The organism is Ruminococcus sp. RTP21198st1_G1_RTP21198_201120, from assembly GCF_040924265.1.
Classification (GTDB): Bacteria; Bacillota; Clostridia; order Oscillospirales; family Ruminococcaceae; genus Hominimerdicola; species Hominimerdicola aceti.
This window is the reverse complement of sequence record NZ_JBCOMH010000010.1, coordinates 37,642-55,209: the sequence shown is the minus strand read 5'-3', so window position 1 is coordinate 55,209 and position 17,568 is coordinate 37,642. Positions and strand designations below refer to the sequence as shown.

16 protein-coding genes are annotated in these 17,568 nt (G+C 44.3%); 9 read left to right on the top strand and 7 right to left on the bottom strand.

The features are described 5' to 3' along the window. Nucleotides 1–20 precede the first annotated feature (20 nt). The 6 genes from sfsA (at nucleotide 21) to AB5627_RS07935 (ending at nucleotide 6,442) form a co-directional block, all read left to right on the top strand. The gene (sfsA, locus tag AB5627_RS07960; RefSeq protein WP_046439411.1) at nucleotides 21–707 is read left to right on the top strand and encodes a DNA/RNA nuclease SfsA; all 687 of its coding nucleotides are present in this window, start codon (nucleotides 21–23) and stop codon (nucleotides 705–707) included. Between the two features lie 59 nt (nucleotides 708–766). Next, entirely contained in the window at nucleotides 767–1,930 is a 1,164-nt protein-coding gene (gene spoIIP / locus AB5627_RS07955; RefSeq protein ID WP_368369782.1) for a stage II sporulation protein P, read from the top strand. 172 nt (nucleotides 1,931–2,102) lie between these two features. After that, the gene (locus AB5627_RS07950) at nucleotides 2,103–3,497 is read left to right on the top strand and encodes an NlpC/P60 family protein (protein ID WP_368369781.1); all 1,395 of its coding nucleotides are present in this window, start codon (nucleotides 2,103–2,105) and stop codon (nucleotides 3,495–3,497) included. A 215-nt stretch (nucleotides 3,498–3,712) separates the two neighbouring features. After that, the gene (locus AB5627_RS07945; RefSeq protein WP_022287708.1) at nucleotides 3,713–3,979 is read left to right on the top strand and encodes a hypothetical protein; all 267 of its coding nucleotides are present in this window, start codon (nucleotides 3,713–3,715) and stop codon (nucleotides 3,977–3,979) included. A gap of 428 nt (nucleotides 3,980–4,407) precedes the next feature. Beyond that, nucleotides 4,408–5,085 (top strand): response regulator transcription factor, encoded by a 678-nt coding sequence (locus AB5627_RS07940; protein ID WP_022287707.1) that lies wholly within the window; start codon nucleotides 4,408–4,410, stop codon nucleotides 5,083–5,085. 25 nt (nucleotides 5,086–5,110) lie between these two features. Continuing rightward, nucleotides 5,111–6,442, top strand: coding sequence for a sensor histidine kinase (locus AB5627_RS07935; protein ID WP_022287706.1), 1,332 nt, complete (start codon nucleotides 5,111–5,113; stop codon nucleotides 6,440–6,442). A 93-nt stretch (nucleotides 6,443–6,535) separates the two neighbouring features. Here the strand turns inward: AB5627_RS07935 and AB5627_RS07930 are convergent, their stop codons facing one another. The 5 genes from AB5627_RS07930 to ptsP form a co-directional block, all read right to left on the bottom strand. Then, nucleotides 6,536–7,387, bottom strand: coding sequence for a putative manganese transporter (locus AB5627_RS07930; protein ID WP_265290642.1), 852 nt, complete (start codon nucleotides 7,385–7,387; stop codon nucleotides 6,536–6,538). 178 nt (nucleotides 7,388–7,565) lie between these two features. Continuing rightward, the gene (locus AB5627_RS07925) at nucleotides 7,566–8,888 is read right to left on the bottom strand and encodes an ABC transporter permease (RefSeq protein WP_368369780.1); all 1,323 of its coding nucleotides are present in this window, start codon (nucleotides 8,886–8,888) and stop codon (nucleotides 7,566–7,568) included. Then, on the bottom strand, nucleotides 8,881–9,837 hold the full coding sequence (locus AB5627_RS07920; RefSeq protein ID WP_368369779.1) for an ABC transporter ATP-binding protein: 957 nt from the start codon (nucleotides 9,835–9,837) through the stop codon (nucleotides 8,881–8,883). Before AB5627_RS07920 ends, AB5627_RS07925 begins: the two co-directional genes overlap by 8 nt. Further along, nucleotides 9,830–10,561, bottom strand: a complete 732-nt coding sequence (locus AB5627_RS07915) for a hypothetical protein (protein WP_368369778.1) — start codon at nucleotides 10,559–10,561, stop codon at nucleotides 9,830–9,832. The genes AB5627_RS07920 and AB5627_RS07915 overlap by 8 nt, the downstream gene beginning before the upstream one ends. A 280-nt stretch (nucleotides 10,562–10,841) precedes the next feature. Beyond that, nucleotides 10,842–12,509 carry a phosphoenolpyruvate--protein phosphotransferase gene (ptsP, locus tag AB5627_RS07910; protein WP_368369777.1) on the bottom strand — a complete coding sequence of 556 codons (1,668 nt, stop codon included), beginning with the start codon at nucleotides 12,507–12,509 and terminating at the stop codon, nucleotides 10,842–10,844. A gap of 257 nt (nucleotides 12,510–12,766) precedes the next feature. Between ptsP and sigK the strand changes: the two genes are divergently transcribed. Beyond that, nucleotides 12,767–13,456, top strand: coding sequence for an RNA polymerase sporulation sigma factor SigK (gene sigK, locus AB5627_RS07905; RefSeq protein ID WP_041337407.1), 690 nt, complete (start codon nucleotides 12,767–12,769; stop codon nucleotides 13,454–13,456). Between the two features lie 274 nt (nucleotides 13,457–13,730). Next, nucleotides 13,731–14,147 carry an Hsp20/alpha crystallin family protein gene (locus tag AB5627_RS07900; protein WP_046439395.1) on the top strand — a complete coding sequence of 139 codons (417 nt, stop codon included), beginning with the start codon at nucleotides 13,731–13,733 and terminating at the stop codon, nucleotides 14,145–14,147. Between the two features lie 122 nt (nucleotides 14,148–14,269). On the opposite strand, the gene AB5627_RS07895 is transcribed toward AB5627_RS07900, so the two are convergent. After that, nucleotides 14,270–14,764: a VanZ family protein gene (locus tag AB5627_RS07895; RefSeq protein ID WP_278340326.1), complete on the bottom strand. Its 495-nt coding sequence runs from the start codon at nucleotides 14,762–14,764 to the stop codon at nucleotides 14,270–14,272. Beyond that, nucleotides 14,724–16,076: a CCA tRNA nucleotidyltransferase gene (locus tag AB5627_RS07890; protein ID WP_368369776.1), complete on the bottom strand. Its 1,353-nt coding sequence runs from the start codon at nucleotides 16,074–16,076 to the stop codon at nucleotides 14,724–14,726. Before AB5627_RS07890 ends, AB5627_RS07895 begins: the two co-directional genes overlap by 41 nt. Before the next feature lie 60 nt (nucleotides 16,077–16,136). Between AB5627_RS07890 and lnt the strand changes: the two genes are divergently transcribed. Further along, nucleotides 16,137–17,564 carry an apolipoprotein N-acyltransferase gene (gene lnt, locus AB5627_RS07885; RefSeq protein ID WP_195220944.1) on the top strand — a complete coding sequence of 476 codons (1,428 nt, stop codon included), beginning with the start codon at nucleotides 16,137–16,139 and terminating at the stop codon, nucleotides 17,562–17,564. Nucleotides 17,565–17,568: the final 4 nt, after the last annotated feature.

Genomic DNA, 17,568 nt, shown 5'->3' with positions numbered 1-17,568 from the left:
AAGAATAAAAGGAGCGAATTATGAGATACGATAATATACATAAAGGCAAATTTCTATCAAGACCGAACAGGTTTATCGCCAACGTTGAGATAGACGGCAAAGCCGAGGTCTGCCATGTGAAAAATACGGGCAGATGCAAAGAACTTTTGATCGAGGGGTGTACTGTTTGGCTTGAACATTCAGACAGTGCATCGAGAAAGACCGCTTTTGACCTTGTTGCAGTGGAAAAAGGTGACAGACTTATAAACATGGACAGCCAAGCCCCGAATAAGGCGGTAGGGGAGTGGCTGAGAGAAAAAATGCCTTTTGGCGAGGGCTTCTCGGTCTATCCCGAAAAGAAATACGGCAATTCACGCTTTGATTTTTACTTAGAGTCGCAGGATAGGAAGATCTTCATGGAAGTCAAGGGCTGTACGCTGGAGAAAGACGGCGTTGTGCTTTTCCCTGACGCTCCTACCCTCCGTGGGGTGAAGCATATAGAGGAGCTTTCTCACTGCCTCGATGAGGGGTATGAGTCTTATATAATGATACTCGTTCAGATGAGCGATGTGAAATATTTCACTCCAAATTATGACACTCACCCTGAGTTTGGAGAGGCTTTGGAGAAAGCTTCCCGAAAGGGCGTGAAGATACTATGCTATGACTGCAACGTGACCCATGACTCTATGACAGTGGGCAAGCCTGTTAAGGTGAAGCTGGGCAGGTAATATGACGGCTCGTCCTGCATATACATTATAATACTAAGATGTATATGGGAGTGACAGCATTGGATATAAAGAAAGTCTGCCTGCGTTGTGTTGCAGTTATAATTGTGGCGTTCGTTATGCCCACGGGGATATGGCTTTATGCAAGATCTGCAAGCAGGTTTGGCAGGGTGGCGGCTGTGGCGGCAGGGGTGGCTATGGGAGAATACAAGCCTTATTTTTCCGCTGATGATGATAGCAAAGCAACTGCGCAGACCGCATATCCAAGTAAACTTGAAGCGGCGGTGGTGTCAAAGCACAGTATATGGGATATGGATATGGCGCCACAGGAGAAGCAAACGCCCTCTGTAAGCGCAGAAGTGCCAAGTCCTTTGCCTGCTCAGGACGTGACGGACAAGATACCATATCCTGCAAGCATGGAGGGAAATGACGGTGTTATAGAAAAATACACCTACGGCAGATATGACGGCGAGCAGTATTTCGACCTTGACGGCGGCGGTCAGGTGAGGAACTGCACTGACCTTTCAAATGATGAGCTTTATGAGGAAAGCTCAAAGCCATATGATTTTCAAATAGACGGAAATTCCTCTGAGCCGCAGATACTTATTTATCACACCCACGCCACGGAAAGCTTTGAGCCCACAGACAAAGACCACTATGACAGCTCCTTTTCCTGTAAGACCACCGACCCTGAAATGAATATGCTGTCGGTAGGGGACAAGATATGCGAACAGCTTGACAAAGCAGGCGTTGCGTATATCCACGATACACTTGTGCATGATTATCCCAGCTATGACGGCTCTTACGATTCAAGCCGAATGGCGGTAAAGCAGATATTGGAGGAGTACCCCTCTATAAAGGTATGTCTTGACGTTCACCGTGACGGCATAGAACGTGAGGACGGCACAAGGCTCGCACCTGTGACGGAGATAGAGGGCAGGGAAGCGGCTCAGCTTATGATAATATCAGGGTGTGATGACGGCACTATGGGTATGCCTGACTATATGAAGAATTTTCACTTTGCCTGTGCCTTGCAGTCGGCTTTGGAGAGCGATTGGCAGGGGCTTACACGGCCTATTCTGTTTGACTATCGCCACTATAATCAGGACTTGACCACCGGCTCGCTTCTTATAGAGGTGGGAAGTCACGGCAATTCTATCACTCAGGCACAGTATACAGGCGAGCTTATAGGAAAGACCTTGGGTGAGATGTTCGGAGGAGAATAGGTGCAATAACGCACAAAATATGTGTGGCGAATTGTCTTAAAATGCCGAAAATACGGCTTTTAGCGGCTGGTTTCTTGACAAGAACGGGGTTTTGCGTTATAATGAAAAGGACTACATAAACGTTACAGCGTGAGAAATATATAATACGCTCATATTTTGGAGAACTGATATTATGAAAAATTTTTACCCCATGAAAAGAATAGCCGCAGGCTGTATGGCTCTGTGCATAGCTTTTGCCGCCTTTGGTTTTTCTGACGGAAGCGTAAGTGATATCGCTTTGGCGGATAACGATACATACAGCAGTCAGCTTGAAGAGCTAAAAAAGCAACAGCAGGAGCTTGATAAGCAGATAGCTGACGCTGACAAAAAGCTTGCCGACGAGCAGGACAACCTTGAGGCTATAAAGAAAAAATATAAGTCCATACAGAAAAAGATAGCAAATTCAGAGAAATATTCCTCTGAGCTTGAAGATCAAATGGCAGAGCTTGACGGCAAACAGCTTGACACTCAGCACAGCCTTGACTTGCAGGAAACTGCAATAAACGAGGGCAAGGACGATTTTATGGAGCGTATTCGTGCAATGTATGTTGCAGGAGGAGCAGATTCGTACACGAACGTGCTGATAAATTCATCTGATTTTTATGACATTCTTATGAGGATAGAGCTTGTGACGAGAGTTGCAAAGCACGATAATGACGAGCTTAACGAGCTTTTGGATCAGTATAAAAAGCTTGAAAAGACCAAGGCGGAGCTTGATGAGCAGATAAAACAGCTCAAAGCAAAGGCTGAGGAATATGCCAAGGAGCAGAAAACTTTGGCGGGCGAGCAGGCGGAGCTTCTGAAAATGGAGCAGGAGTCGGGCAAGCTTATCGAGCAGATAAAGAACGATAAGAGCGACCTTGAAAATAAGTCACAGCAGGTGGACAATAAGTATGCGGAGGTGTCCTCAAAGGCGAATACCACCACGACTACGACCACCACCAAGAAAAAGACTACCACCACCAAAAAGAGTGGTAACAGCGGTGAAAAGACCACTACCACGAAGAAGCCGGCTCAGACGGAAAAGCCTGACGAAACTACGGCTCAGACTACCACAACTCCCCAGGAAACAGCTAAGCCAAAGCCTGAAACAAGCAAAAAGACCACTACCACAACAACAGCAGCACCTGCACCTAAGCCTGATAATTCAAACAGTTCTAAAATAGACACTGTTGTTTCATATGCCAAAAGCATGGTGGGCGGAGCGTATGTATGGGGCGGTTCACAGTTTGGTGCAACGGATTGTTCGGGTCTTGTGATGCTCTCGTTCGCACAGGTGGGAATAAATCTTCCGCACTATGCGGCTTCGCAGGCTTTATACGGCACTACAGTTTCATATAACAACATGAAGAAGGGTGACGTTATCTTCTTTGGCGGAGCGTCGATCTCGAGCATTTACCACGTTGCTATCTATATCGGCGACGGCAAAATGGTACACGCCCAGAACACTGACACTGGTATCGTTATTTCAAATGTTGAGTATTTTTCAAGATACAACAACATCACTATAATAAAAAGACTTATATAAAGTAAAAACGCAGTCTGCAAGGGCTGCGTTTTTTATATCTATAATTATTCAACATAAAACGCCACGAAAATTCATATAAAATTACTTAAATGTGAACATTCATTTTCAAACCTATTGACAAAGCTAAGTATTTGTGATATAATTAAATCAAATAAAGATTGTAGGCTTTGATAACAATTGCTGTGCAAAACAGCAGTAAGGCAGGGGGAAGAATAATGGATAGTCTGAAAACGTGTTTTTTTGGCGGCTATGATAAGCTTGATACATTAAAATATATCGACACCATAACCAGTGAGATCTATATGCTGGAGTCGGCTATCGAAAAGAAAAAGAACGGTGATAACTTTGTTATCCCCGGAGAAACAGGTCAGCGAAAGCTTAAAGGCTCAGCGCTTGGTGGATTTGCAAAGCCTGATGTGGACAGCTACATCTGTGCGCTTCTTGGAAAGGCGGCTGAGCTTCGTGAAAAGCTTTGCAGCTAACGGCTAATAAAGGCAAAAAATATCCGCAGAGGTCATTTTATGTGGCTTCTGCGGTTTTTTGTCGCATCTAAAAGAGCAAAAAAATTAATACCCACTTCCATCGGCTGAAATGAGCATTAATTTTTTATAGAATTATGAAAGGGATTCTTTGGTATTTGGTAAAACCTAAAGACGAGGAAATGTATCAGCGACTTGGGGAATCGCAGAGGGAAAGAAGACAAAAACCTGACTTTAAGTTTTACCAATTACCAAAGCTTTTTTTGTATCTTCTGCTGTGATTATATAATACCAGTTCTGTGTGAACCGAATATGAATTTTCAGGGGATTTCGGAGAGTTTTTTGAAAAAAATAAATGTTAATCACCAGTTCACAATTATAAGCTATAATGTCATTATTGGGGAATTTTTTTTTACGAGGGAGGATATTTTATGTTTCAGATACTTGTGGTGGAGGACGACGCAAGCCTTAGAAAGCTCATGTCTGCCGCACTTAAACAGCATGGCTATGTGACTTTTCTTGCAAATGACGGTCTGGAGGCTTTGGACGTTCTTGAAAAAACGAATATAGACCTTATAATTTCAGATATAATGATGCCGAATATGGACGGCTATGAGCTTACAAGACAGCTCAGAAAGGCTGATTTCAACTTGCCTATACTTATGGTCACCGCAAAGGAGACCTTCGAGGACAAGCAGGAGGGCTTTTCTGCCGGCACAGACGATTATATGGTAAAGCCTATTGATATAAATGAGATGATACTCCGTGTGGGTGCGCTTTTAAGGCGTTCAAAAATGGCGTCGGAACATTCTCTTACTGTGGGAAACTGCGTGCTTGATTATGACGCTATGAGCGTGGCGGTTGACGGCGGAGCGGCGGAAACGATACCGCAAATGGAGTTCAAACTGCTTTTTAAACTGCTCAGCTACCCTGACAAGATATTCACACGCCGTCAGCTCCTTGACGAGCTTTGGGGCATGGATAAGGACGTTGATGAGCGTACTGTTGACGTTCACGTTAAAAGGCTGAGAGAGCGTTACGGAAGCTGTGAGTCATTCGATATTGTCACGGTTCGTGGACTTGGCTATAAGGCTGTGAAAAAGCAGTGACGGATAAGCTTGAGGGGTGAGGGGTTTGGATAAGAAAAAGACCAAAAATAAAACAAGTTTGCAGTTCAAGCTGACTCTTATGTTTTTCTTTGTGATGCTGGTGTCGGCTTCTATATCGGTGTCAGTGCTTGTAATGGTGTGCAGTCCTGTAATGAAAAGCAATGCCGAACAGCAGTTGGTGGAGCTTTCCATGGCAATGGATCAGCTTGAAGAAAAGGGCGGCTTCACTGTGGACGAGATAGTTTCCATTGTGAACAATTCAGCCTATAGTCTGTCAGTGGTGGATAAAAACGATTCAAGAGTACACGACCATTTTGCAGATATCGTGCATAAGGGATATTATGTGTCCTCAGAGGGTGTTGTGCCTAACGCAACTATAATCTCCCAGGTCTATGATAAGTTCGTTATCATAGACAGCTTTTCAAGCGACAGCGTTTACTGGGTAGTAAACCTTGTTGTCATCATAGCTTTTATGGTCTGTATCGTTATCGGTACCATTATAACAGCGTTCATGAGCCGAAGCATTATACAGCCTATACGAGATCTTAGTGCGGCGGCGGCTGAGATAGCAAAGGGCAATTTTAAGGTAAGAGTAAGAGAGCCGTCTGATCCTGAATACAGCATACTTGCGCAGAACTTTAACAAAATGGCTGAGGAGCTTGCAGGTACGGAAACGCTGAGAGGTGACTTTATCTCAAACGTTTCCCACGAGTTCAAAACGCCTCTGGCTTCCATACAGGGCTTTGCAAAGCTTCTGCAATCTGACGATATAACCGAGCAGGAGCGTGAGGAATACACACAGATAATAATCGATGAAACATCACGGCTTTCAAAGCTTTCGTCAAATATTTTGAGGCTCACAAAGCTTGAAAATCAGAAAACAGTGGGCAAAAAGACAAGATTTTCTCTTGACGAGCAGATAAGAAAAATACTTCTTGTGCTTGAACCTGAGTGGTCGAAGAAAAAAATCGACCTTGATATCGACCTTGAGGATATCATGTATGTGGGCAGTGAGGAGCTTATGGCGCAGATATGGCAGAATATCATCAACAACGCTATCAAGTTCACCCCGGAGGGCGGAAAGATAAGCGTGAAGCTTTTCCGCAACGAGAAGAATATCTCGGCGGAGATATGGGACAACGGTCCGTCTATAGCCCCTGACGTAAAGGCGAAGATATTTGATAAGTTCTATCAGGGCGACCGCTCCCGTGCAACAGAGGGCAACGGTCTTGGACTTGCACTTGTAAAAAGGATAATCGAGCTTTCCGAGGGCAGCATAGAGGTAGAAAACGATATGAAAAAAGGCGGCGTTTGCTTCCGCATAAGCCTGCCTTATCTTATTGAGGATATGATGTAGTGTAGGGGCAACCCATTATACATACGAAGATTTTTTTGCAAACAAAAAGGAGCAGTTCATTGCGAATTGCTCCTTTTATCTGTCTATCATATTTTAGAACAGACTTGCCACAAAGCCTGCTGCCACACCGAAAACATAAAGTATTCCCATTATGGCGAAATTCTCTTTCATGTTGTGCTTGTTGGTCTTGAAAAGCACCAGAAGTCCTACTCCTGCCCCTGTGCAAAGTCCTGCGATAAGCGAGCCGAAGCTCACAACACCTTCGATATAAAGCTGTGTAAGAACAACAGAAGCCGCACAGTTCGGGATAAAGCCTATTATTCCTGCTATGAACGGCTGAACTATGCTGTCAGACATAAGCAGGGTCTTTACTGTGTCCTCTCCTGCAAACTCCATTACCGCACCGAGAATAAGGTTTACCGCAAATATAAAAAGTATTATGCTTACAGTGTGGTGAAGTGCCGAGTGCAAAATACTGTGGTGTTCGCAGTCGCAGTCCTCGCATATCTCCTTGAAAGGCTCTTCGTCCTGCTTTTTGCCCATAAGCTTTAAGATAAGGTCAACAAGCACACCTGCTATTATAGCCACAGCTACCTTTATAAGAATAAGCTGCCAAAGCTTGCCGGCAAACGCAGGGTTTGCTATCATCATTGGTATTGCCTCGTCGCTTGTGGCAAGGTATACCGAAATGAGAGTTCCCATTGTGATGAGCCTGCCTGAATAAAGGTTCGACGCCACAACGGAAAATCCGCACTGAGGCACTGCTCCAAGTATGCTTCCTCCTATCGCACCGAAAGACCCCATTTTTCTAAGAGCCTTTCCAAGCTTGTCGGCAGAACGATGCTCTATATACTCTATAAGCAGATAAACACCGAACAGAAAAGGCAGGATCTTAAGGCTGTCTATTAATGCGTCAAGAAAAACGTCAACTAAAGTTTCAAACATATATCTATCTCCTGTAAATTATCTATTAAAACGATCTCTGTATCAACTCGACTATTATACAATATTTATTCACCCTTGTCAATCTTATGTTTATATGATAATCTGTTCATTTGTTTACCCTTTTCAGCAACAAAAAACGAGCGAAATTTCTCCGCCCGTTTGATGTTTTTATTCTGTTTTATACAGAACGCTTTGTAAAGCCGTCCCATGCGGTGAGCAGGAACACCACCATGTGTGCTATAAGAACGCCCACGGCAAAGGTCAGGCTGTGCTGTGCGAATATCGAACCGCCCTTTGAGATAGAAGCAAGGTCTGTGTTTGCGAATACAAGAAATCTTGCCCAATCCTGTCCAAGCTGACCCAGAAGCTGTGTGACCGTCGAGCCTATGCACATTGTGAATACGCTGACGCCGATAGCAAGGGCTGTGCTTCTTACAAGTGACGAGATAGCAAACGCCAGTGTTGACATTACCACCATTTCAACGCTTTTCATCAGATATTGCTCTGCCGCATAAAGCAGTGTAGGCATTTCCTTTACCTCGCCGCCGCTTACATAGATATAAGGCGTTGAGAAGCCGTCAAAGCCGAGCATAAGCCCTGTAATAGGTATCATCACCACGAAAAGTATGCAAAGCATTATGTAACCCACTGTGATGACAGTGAAGTATTTTGACATCAGTATCTTCCAGCGTTTAACAGGGTTTATAAGCAGGAACTTGACAGTTCCCTGTGAAAATTCAGAGGATACAATGCCGCCTGCGATAACGATAGCAAGCAGTGCGACTACCGTTACAAGGGAAGTGCTTGTGAGGAACACTGTCCAGAATGTTATCTGCTCAGGCTCGTCTGTTTCAAACAGCGTCATTTGGTTTGCTGTGTTGTCGAGCTTATCATTGTCAAGCTGATAGAGTGCAAGTTTTATATTATCCTCCAGCTTTGCTCTGCTGTTCTGTCCGTCGGATTTTGCGTCGCCCATAGTCGCAATGGTGTTTTTTGCATTTGCAACTGTCATGATAAGATCGTTTTTCTTCTCGTTTGACTTGTCAAAGGAAATATCCTTGTCCAATCTGTATTGATATTCCCACTTCTCGCCCTCTGTGAGTATGTCATTATCCAGCCTGTATTGACAGAAGCCACGCCAATCGTTGTCGTCAAGATACTTCTTTATCCCTGACATATCACCAGTGCCGTTTGCAAACACGGCTGACAGTACATCATATCTCCAATCATCGCTGTCGATATCGTTGTCTATAAGATACTGCCACATTGCGATCTCGTTAGGGTCGCCGTTTGTGTTTTTTAGCCAATCTATGGTTTGCTGATAATCACCAGTTGCGTCATAGCTTGAATAGTTATTGCTCTCCATATTGTGCTTTGCAAAAAGTGCAATGCCTGAAAGTCCAAGCGCACATATTATTATAAGCACGATCATTATTTTTGTTGATAGCTTTTTGAAAACCTTTATGTACTCGTTTTTCACAAGTCTGAAAAATCTAGCCAATCTGTACGCCCCCTTCCTTTCCTCCTGTAAGCTCGATGAATACGTCCTCAAGCTTCTTGTTCTCTCTGCGGTGAACAGTGTAAAGTGAAACTCCGCCCTCGATAAGCGTCTTGTTCACCGACGCTATCTTTTTCTTCTCTATCTCCGCAGGGATAGAAAGGACAACTGCACCTGTTTCCTTGTCGATACGCTTGCCCTCGTCTGCGAGCATTATAAGACTCATAGCCTTTTGCGGGTCGTCAACTTCAAGTACATATTCAGCAATTGAGCTGTCAGACTGTGAGATAAGCTCCTCCATTGTGTATGAGCCTATCATTTTTCCGTTTGCGATAATGCCCACTCTGTCGCACATCATTTCCATTTCGCTCATGAGATGTGACGATACCACAACGCAAGTGCCTTCCTTGTGAGCAAGCTCTTTGAGTATATCACGAAGCTCCTTTATGCCCTGCGGGTCAAGACCGTTTGTAGGCTCGTCAAGGATAAGAAGCTTTGGTCTGTGAAGGATAGCCTGCGCAACGCCAAGACGCTGACGCATACCCAGAGAGTATTTCGACACCTTGTCATTAATGCGGTTTGAAAGCCTTACAAGCTCCACCACCTCTTTGATACGCTCTTCAGTTACTCCCTCTCTCATTCTTGCATACTGACGTAGGTTTTCCATGCCCGAAAGATACTTGTACATCTCAGGGTTTTCAACAATGCCTCCAACGTTCGCCATTGCGCCCTCAAAGTCTTTTCTGATATCCTTTCCGTTAATGGATATCTCCCCCTCGTCAAGCTGTAAAAGTCCCACTGCTATCTTTATAGTTGTGGTCTTTCCTGCACCGTTAGGACCGAGAAAGCCGTAGACCTCGCCACTGTAACACTCCATATCTATGCTGTGAAGTATCTGCTTTTTGCCAAGGGTCTTGTTAAGCCCCTTTATCTTTAGAATAGTATTACTCAACGCTGTCTGCCCCCTCGCTGTCGGTATTTTCTGCACTGCTGTCCGGAACTATCTCAGACTCAGCCTTGCTTTCATCAGCCACGCTGTCACTGTTGTTATCATCAAAGCTGTAATCCTCGCCATATCCGTAGTTGCTGGACGTTGCTATCTTCCAGCCGTCAGAGGTACGCAAAAGATAAAATTCAGCATTTTCATAACTGAAAATCGCCTTGTATGAAGATGTGCTAGGCTCATAGTTGTCGGAATTTGTGTAGTTACCGCTTGTCATGGTGCTTATGCCGTTGGTTGTGAGAAAAGTTGGGTCGCCCTTTGATACGTCATAGCACACATTGTATATCATAGTGACCTTTGCTCCGTCGGCTCCGCTCTTGTTTATTGACATCTCTTTTATGTCATACTCAGCCGAGGTGATATCTCCCCCCTGCGTTGCAACTTCAGCCTGGTTTATTTCGTCCAGAAGTCCTGACTTTGACGAAGCGTACTCATTGTCAGATGTAGTGTAGTCAGTATAATTCTTATTCACAAAATCTGTAAGCTGACTTTTTAACTTATCACTGCTTCCAACGTTTGCACTTGTCAAGTCTGCGATATAATCCCTCATGGTCTGTTCTATCTCAGGCTTGGAAGTCTTGAACTGGTTGTTATCATACGCTGTGTAGCATACGACGCCCAGCGCAAGCACACCGCCAAGAACCAGACCTCTGTTTATGTTTCTTAGTTTCAAAGTTTATCCTCCTTGTGTTCTTTCTTTTTCACGGTTTTCCCGTCAACGTATATAAGTTTATCATAGCCCTTTCCAACTGTCAACCGGTTTAAGAAACGCTTAAGATTTTCATAAGACAACCATACAGACCATAAGATAAAATACATTCTTTGTTTAAATATCTGTAGTGGTGAACAGTTCGCTCTCCTTATTAGCTTATTTGCAAGCAAAGCAAAAAGGCGGTGGAACACGCACGATAACGTATCCCACCGTCTATATGGAATGAGGAAAATTATCCTTTTTATAAAAACAGCTTCAGGTCATTCTCTGCCTTTTTCGGGTCTTTAAGACTTATGCTCCTTACCGCCTTTCTCAGTGGCAGTATCCTTGACGGAACTACCGACAGCATATCCACATCAAGCTCCAGAAATATCTCTGTGAGCGTTGGGTCACCTGCTATCTCACCGCAAATGCCTGCTTTTATGCCGTTTGCATGGGCGTTGTCGCACACCATTTTTATCATTCTAAGCAGTGCCCTGTGATTTTTCGGTGATACCCTGTCATAGCATGGATTTTGCCTGTCAAGACCGAAAGCGAACTGTTCAAGGTCGTTGGTGCCGATGTTGAAAAAGTCCACCTCTTTGGCTATGATATCGCTTGTCATCACCGCCGCAGGGGTCTCTATCATTGCCCCGAGCTTAACATTGTCGGCAAATTTCTTGCCCTCTTTTATAAGCTCTGCCTTGACCTGCACGATAAGCTCTTTCACCCTCAGTATCTCGCTCACGTCTATGACCATAGGCAGAAGTATTGAAAGCTGTCCGTAAACAGACGCTCTGTATAACGCCCTTAGCTGTGTTTTGAATATGCTTTCTCTTTCAAGACAAAATCGTATGCCTCTACAGCCCATAGAGGGATTTCTCTCAGCACTCATGTCTGCACAATCAGGTATCTTGTCTGCACCTATATCATAAGTGCCTATTATGACCTCTTTACCCTCCATTGCCTCCAATGCCTTGCGGTAGGTGTAAAACTGAAAATCCTCGTCAGGAAAAGCAGGTCTGTCAAAGCACATAAACTCCGTTCTGAAAAGACCTATCCCACCTGCGTCGTTTTTTACCGCCGATTCAAGCTCCTCAGAGTTGAGTATATTCGCATATATCTTTATCTCATGTCCGTCACGAGTGATGTTTTTTCTTCCTTTGAGCCTTGTGAGAAGTTCCTTTTTCCTGCCCTCAACGGCTTCCTTGTATTCAAGCTGTCTGAGAGTATGCTCATCAGGCTCTATGTAAAGCGTTCCGCTGTAGCCGTCAAGAACGGCTTCCTTGCCCTCATATTCGTCAGAAAGCTCCGCTCCAACGTTCACAATGGCAGGTATGCCAAGATTTTTCGCAAGTATCGCAGTATGAGAGTTCACAGAACCAGACCTTGTGCAGAAGCCCTTTATCTTCGTCTTGTCCATGAGCAGGGTTTCTGAGGGCATAAGGTCACCGGTGCAGATAATTGCGTTCTCTTTAAGTATGGGAAGCTTGTCGGCGCAGTTTAATATGTGTCTTAAAAGTCTGTTTGAAACGTCCTTGACGTCAGCCGCTCTGCTTTGCATATATTCGCTGTCCATTTGTGCCAGCATCTCCGCAAAGCTTCTTGAAGTGCTTGCAACTGCATAATCGGCATTGAAATGCTCGTCAAGTATCTTTGTGCGAATACTGCTGTCGTATTGCTCGTCGGTGATAAGCATTTGGTGTATCACAAATATTTGAGCGTCGCCTTCCCCAACGCTTAACCTTGCACGGTCATAAAGTTCCCCAAGCTCCACAAGAGCAGCGTTTTTAGCTTTGACATATTTTTTGTATTCAAGTTCAGGGTCGGACACTTTTATCTTGTTGATGATAAATTCGTCACGATGATAAAAGGTCAGCTTTCCTCTTGCAATGCTTCCGAATACCGATCGTCCTTTTATGCTTATCATGAGCGCTCACCCCCCAAAAAACATACCTATCTAATATAATTATATCACCCTTTGATTAACGATAAAAGTAAAATGCCGTCTGTTTACAAAATATTAATAATATTCGTGATTTTAGCAAACAAGACAATCAATATTTCAGCAAATTTAACAAATCAGAAACATTTTGCGACCTTATGTCAAAATCAGAATAGTACAATCCATAAAAATCATATGATTAAAAAGCGTATGAGCGATACTTTAAATAAGGAGGGACAAATATGTTTTCAGCACTGTTTGAACTGCTTACGGGGAATTTTCTATTTTTCGCACTGCATTTTGACAGCCGCAGCGTGTTTCCAAAACCGCTTTCAGCGAAGGAGGAGCGTGAATGTTTTGAGAGAATGGCGCAGGGTGACAAGGCGGCAAAGGATAAGCTTATCGAACACAATCTCCGTCTTGTGGCACATATTATAAAAAAGTATTATTCAAATTCCACAGATCAGGAGGATCTTATCTCTATCGGCACTATCGGTCTAATAAAAGCTGTGTCAACATTTGACCACAAGAAAGGCTGTCGCTTCGCCACCTATGGGAGCAGGTGCGTGGAGAACGAGATACTAATGCACTTCCGATCCCAGAAAAAGTCTGCCAACGATATCCACTTTGACGAGCCTGTTGACTCCGATAAGGACGGCAATCAGCTTTGCCTTATCGACATAATCGCAGACGGAGAGGACGTTGCCGACAAAATAGAGCTTTCCATTCGCAGTGAACAGCTCTACCGCTATATCGAAAGCTCTCTTGATGAGCGTGAAAGACAGATAGTTACTCTGCGCTATGGTCTTTTCGGTCAGCCGCAGCTGCCGCAGCGAGAAGTCGCAAAACGCCTTGGTATCTCACGTTCCTATGTTTCAAGGATAGAAAAGAAAGCCTTGAAGCTTCTTAAAGACCGCTTCGATAAGCAGTGATAGGCGTTGACGCAGTAGGGGCGAACAGCGTTCGCCCGCTGATTATCATATCATGTCATGGCATTGTTTTAGCACTCATAAAATCAATATGCTAGCATTCGTATAATGAGAGTGCTAAAATTCAGCTAATGTTCACAATGTCTTCACACAATGAACACATAGCAGGGGTATCATAAAGACAATGAAGAAAGGAAATGATACCAATGGAAGAGCAGAATAAATGATAAAAGCTTACAAGACAATTTAAGATATAACACATCAAGGAGGAATTTATATGTTTGGACTTACACCATTTGAAAGAAAGAGCTACGACCTGTTTAACGCATTCCATGATTTTGAGAATGATTTCTTTGGAGAAAATGCACTCCAGAGCTTCAAGACCGATATCAAGGACGAGGGCGACAAATATGTAATGGAAGCAGAGCTTCCGGGCTTTGATAAGGACGATATCAAGCTTGACATCTCAGGCAACGATCTTGTTCTTACCGCTGAGCATAAGGCAGAGACAGAGGATAAGAAAGACAAGTATATCCGCCGTGAGAGGACATACGGTTCTTATCAGAGAAGCTTTGACCTTACAGGCATTGATACCAACAATATCGCCGCAGAGTACAAGAATGGTATCCTGACCCTTGACCTGCCAAAGATGCAGGAGGTAAAGCCTGAAACCAAAAGACTTGAGATAAAGTGATTTAAGTAAAGCCTAGGCTTTGAATGAGGCGATACCAATGGGTCACGATATGATTTGCAATAGGTTTTGCTAGAATAAAATATCCGTGAGAGCGAAATGCCCCCACGGATATTTTTTTGTTATCACGATTTTTTCTCACGGCTTTTGAGCCATATTTTTCGTATTAGTATGGCAAGTAAAATTCCTGCCACTGCACCGCTTGTGTCGATAAGGACATCACGCACCTGACCTGCACGCCCCGGCACGAAAAGCTGATGTATCTCATCGCTTGAAGCGTAGATGCAAGAAAAAACTGCCGCAAAAAGCCCTCTGTATCCAAGCTTTTTCACCTTTGAAAAATTGATGAACGCCAGTATTCCAAGCAAGGCGTATTCGCTGAAATGCGCAAGCTTTCTTATGATGAACGTGGCGGTGTCCTTGTATTCCGCCTGCGCTGTAGTGTCAAGGCTGTCATATACAGGGTTGACAAATTCTATCACTGTGTTAAACACCGCATTTGATTGCTTGTTGGACTCGTCAGCATTGTTTGCCGAGAACATGAATATCACCACGCACCACAGCACAAGTGCCAACCCTTTAAGTATTATCTTTATCCTGCCTTTTGAAGTTGCTTTCAATGTAGCCTTTCAGCTCCTCTTTTTTGTTTTCCATCTTTTCGTCTATAACACCATTCAATGCAAGTTCCAGCCCAATGCCGATATCCTTTCCGCCAAAGCCCATTTGTATAAGATCCTTTCCGTTTATGTCAAGGTCGCAAATGTGGATACACTCGTTGTCCTCTTTTATCTCCATTGCAAGCTCCGCGATATGGTCAAGTTCTGCAAGCTTTTCCTGACGTTTGTAGTCCGACTGGGCATATGTGTCAGCCCTGCGCACCTCCAGATAATCCATAACAAAGTCAAAATCATGCTGAGCCATAAATCTCCGCACCGACTTTTTCGTTGCGGCTATCCTGTTGTCATGCTCCCATATAAGCTCATAAATATATTTCGCCGAAGCATTGTCTATCCTGAGCCTTTTTAATATCTTCTCCGCCATGTAAGCACCCTCGAACTGGTGCTTTTTAAAGTGCGAAATGCCGTTCTCGTCAACAGTGTGCATTCTCGGCTTGCCGATATCGTGAAGAAGCATAGTAAGCCTCATCTGCCACTGTGGCCTGACGTTCTCAACGCTCAAACAAATGTGACCATAAACATCAAGAAAATGGTGGGGATTGTTCTGCCTGAAATCAAAGCTTTCCCGAAGCTCAGGTATGAACACCGCTATGACCTCACGATAGTCAAGCAATATCTTCCTTGCACCCTTTCCACAGAGAAGCTTTTTAAGCTCCGACGCAATGCGTTCGGCAGAAATGCTTTTTAAAAGCTCACGTTGTTCAAGTATAGCCTTTGAGGTCTTTTCCTCGATCTCAAACCCAAGGCATGAAGAAAATCTCAGCCCTCTTAATATCCTCAAAGCGTCTTCGTCAAAACGCTTTTCAGGCTCGCCAACGCATTTTATAATGCCCTTTTCAAGGTCGCCTTGTCCACCGTAAAGGTCAATAAGCCCCTCTTTTGGTGAGTACGCCATAGCGTTCACAGTAAAGTCACGACGTTTTAAGTCCTCCTCCAGCGAGCTTTCAAATGTCACCTGAGCAGGCTTTCTATGCCCTATATACTCTCCGTCACTGCGATAACAGGTTATCTCCACCGGCTCGCTCTCTATCAAAACAGTGAGCGTGCCATGCTTCAGCCCGGTTTCAATAGTGCGGAAATTTGCGAAAACTTCAAGCATTTTGTCAGGGGTGCAGTTTGTGCAGACATCGTAATCATGAGGCTTTTTGCCAAGCAAACTATCTCTTACACAGCCACCGACTATATATCCCTCGTAGCCGCACTCATTCAGCCTGTCAAGAGCCGTCCTGACAAACTGCGGAATAAAGATCTCCAATTTACTGCCTCCCTTTATAGTTTTGTGAATTATGTGCGACTTTCGGGTCATAATATTTACATGAATATCTCGAAAATAATTGACCCCAAAATCTCACGGAGAGCGTTCCTCGCCCTCACGGGTATAGTGAGCGCACTTATGCAATCTATCTTGAATTTGCCGTGGCTTGCGTTTTTTATCTTTGCGCCAATGGTGCACTGCCTGTCAGTCTGCCATGAAAAAAGGGCTTTCAGGCTTGATTTTCTGTGCTTTTTTGTACCATATTATCTTTTTCAGCTCACTTTTATGCTCACCATATGGAAAATATGTCCTCTGCCGTCCTTTGTCTCTATACCTCTTGCCACTTTAGCGTGGTTAGGTCTGACCTTGTGGGAGTGTATCCTTATGTATCTTCCACTGAGCCTTTTCCTGCCCCTGCGACCGCATCTCAAACACCGTTTGTCTGAGATAGTTTTGCTCTGCCTGCTTTTGACAGCAGGGGAGTGGCTTCAAGAGAAAGTTCCGATTTTGGCGTTTCCGTGGTCTGCGGCATGGCTAGCTGTAACAAGTTCGCCGCTGCTTTTGCAATCTGCCACGCTCATAAGCTGCCGTCTTACAAGCTTTATAATTTTCATGCTCAACGGTCTGCATGGGGAGATATATACTAGCAAAAAGCGTTTTGCCTACACCGCCTTTGCACTGCTTTTGCAGGTGGCAAATTTAAGCTACGGACTTTATTCCATAAACCTCGACAAAAAGCTTGATAACATCTACCCTCAGATAGACGTTATCTGCGCACAGGATAGTCTGGAGGGCAGGGAAAAATCACACAGTAAAGCCCTTGACTCAGCACGCTCCTATCTATCTATAATGGAAAGCTGTTGGCGGTGGGGTACTGATCTTGTTCTGCTTCCTGAAACTGCCGTGTCGAAAGACTATGACGAACAGCTAAAAGAATTTTCCCTTATATCAGACTTTGCCGCCACCCATGGGTGTACCCTTGTGACAGGTTCGTTCTATCTTGAAAACGGCAAGGATTACAACGCCCTTTTCGCCTATGATAAAAATGGCATTGCGTCTTCGCCCTACCTGAAACAAGTGCTTGTGCCTTTCGGTGAAAAGACACCTTTTGCAGGCATTTTCCACCTTGACACTATGAGCGAATGTGCAGACGAAAGACACACCAAGCCCCTCACTTCCGACGGCATGACCATAGGTTCTGTTATCTGCATAGAGTCCATTTTCCCAAGCCTTGTGAGCCGACAGAAAGAGCAGGGCGCACAGATAATTTGCGTTTCCACCAACGATTCATGGTTTGGCAAAAGCTCCGCCCGTGAACAGCATTACCGCCACTGCATAATGCGAGCCGTTGAGAACAGAAGATATGTCCTCCGTGCAGGAAACTGCGGAATATCAGCGATAATATCTCCCACAGGCAAGCAACTGTCCGTAAAATCGGACAAATCAAAAGGTGCGGTGTGGGGAAAAGTTACCCTTATTGGCAGGTAACTTT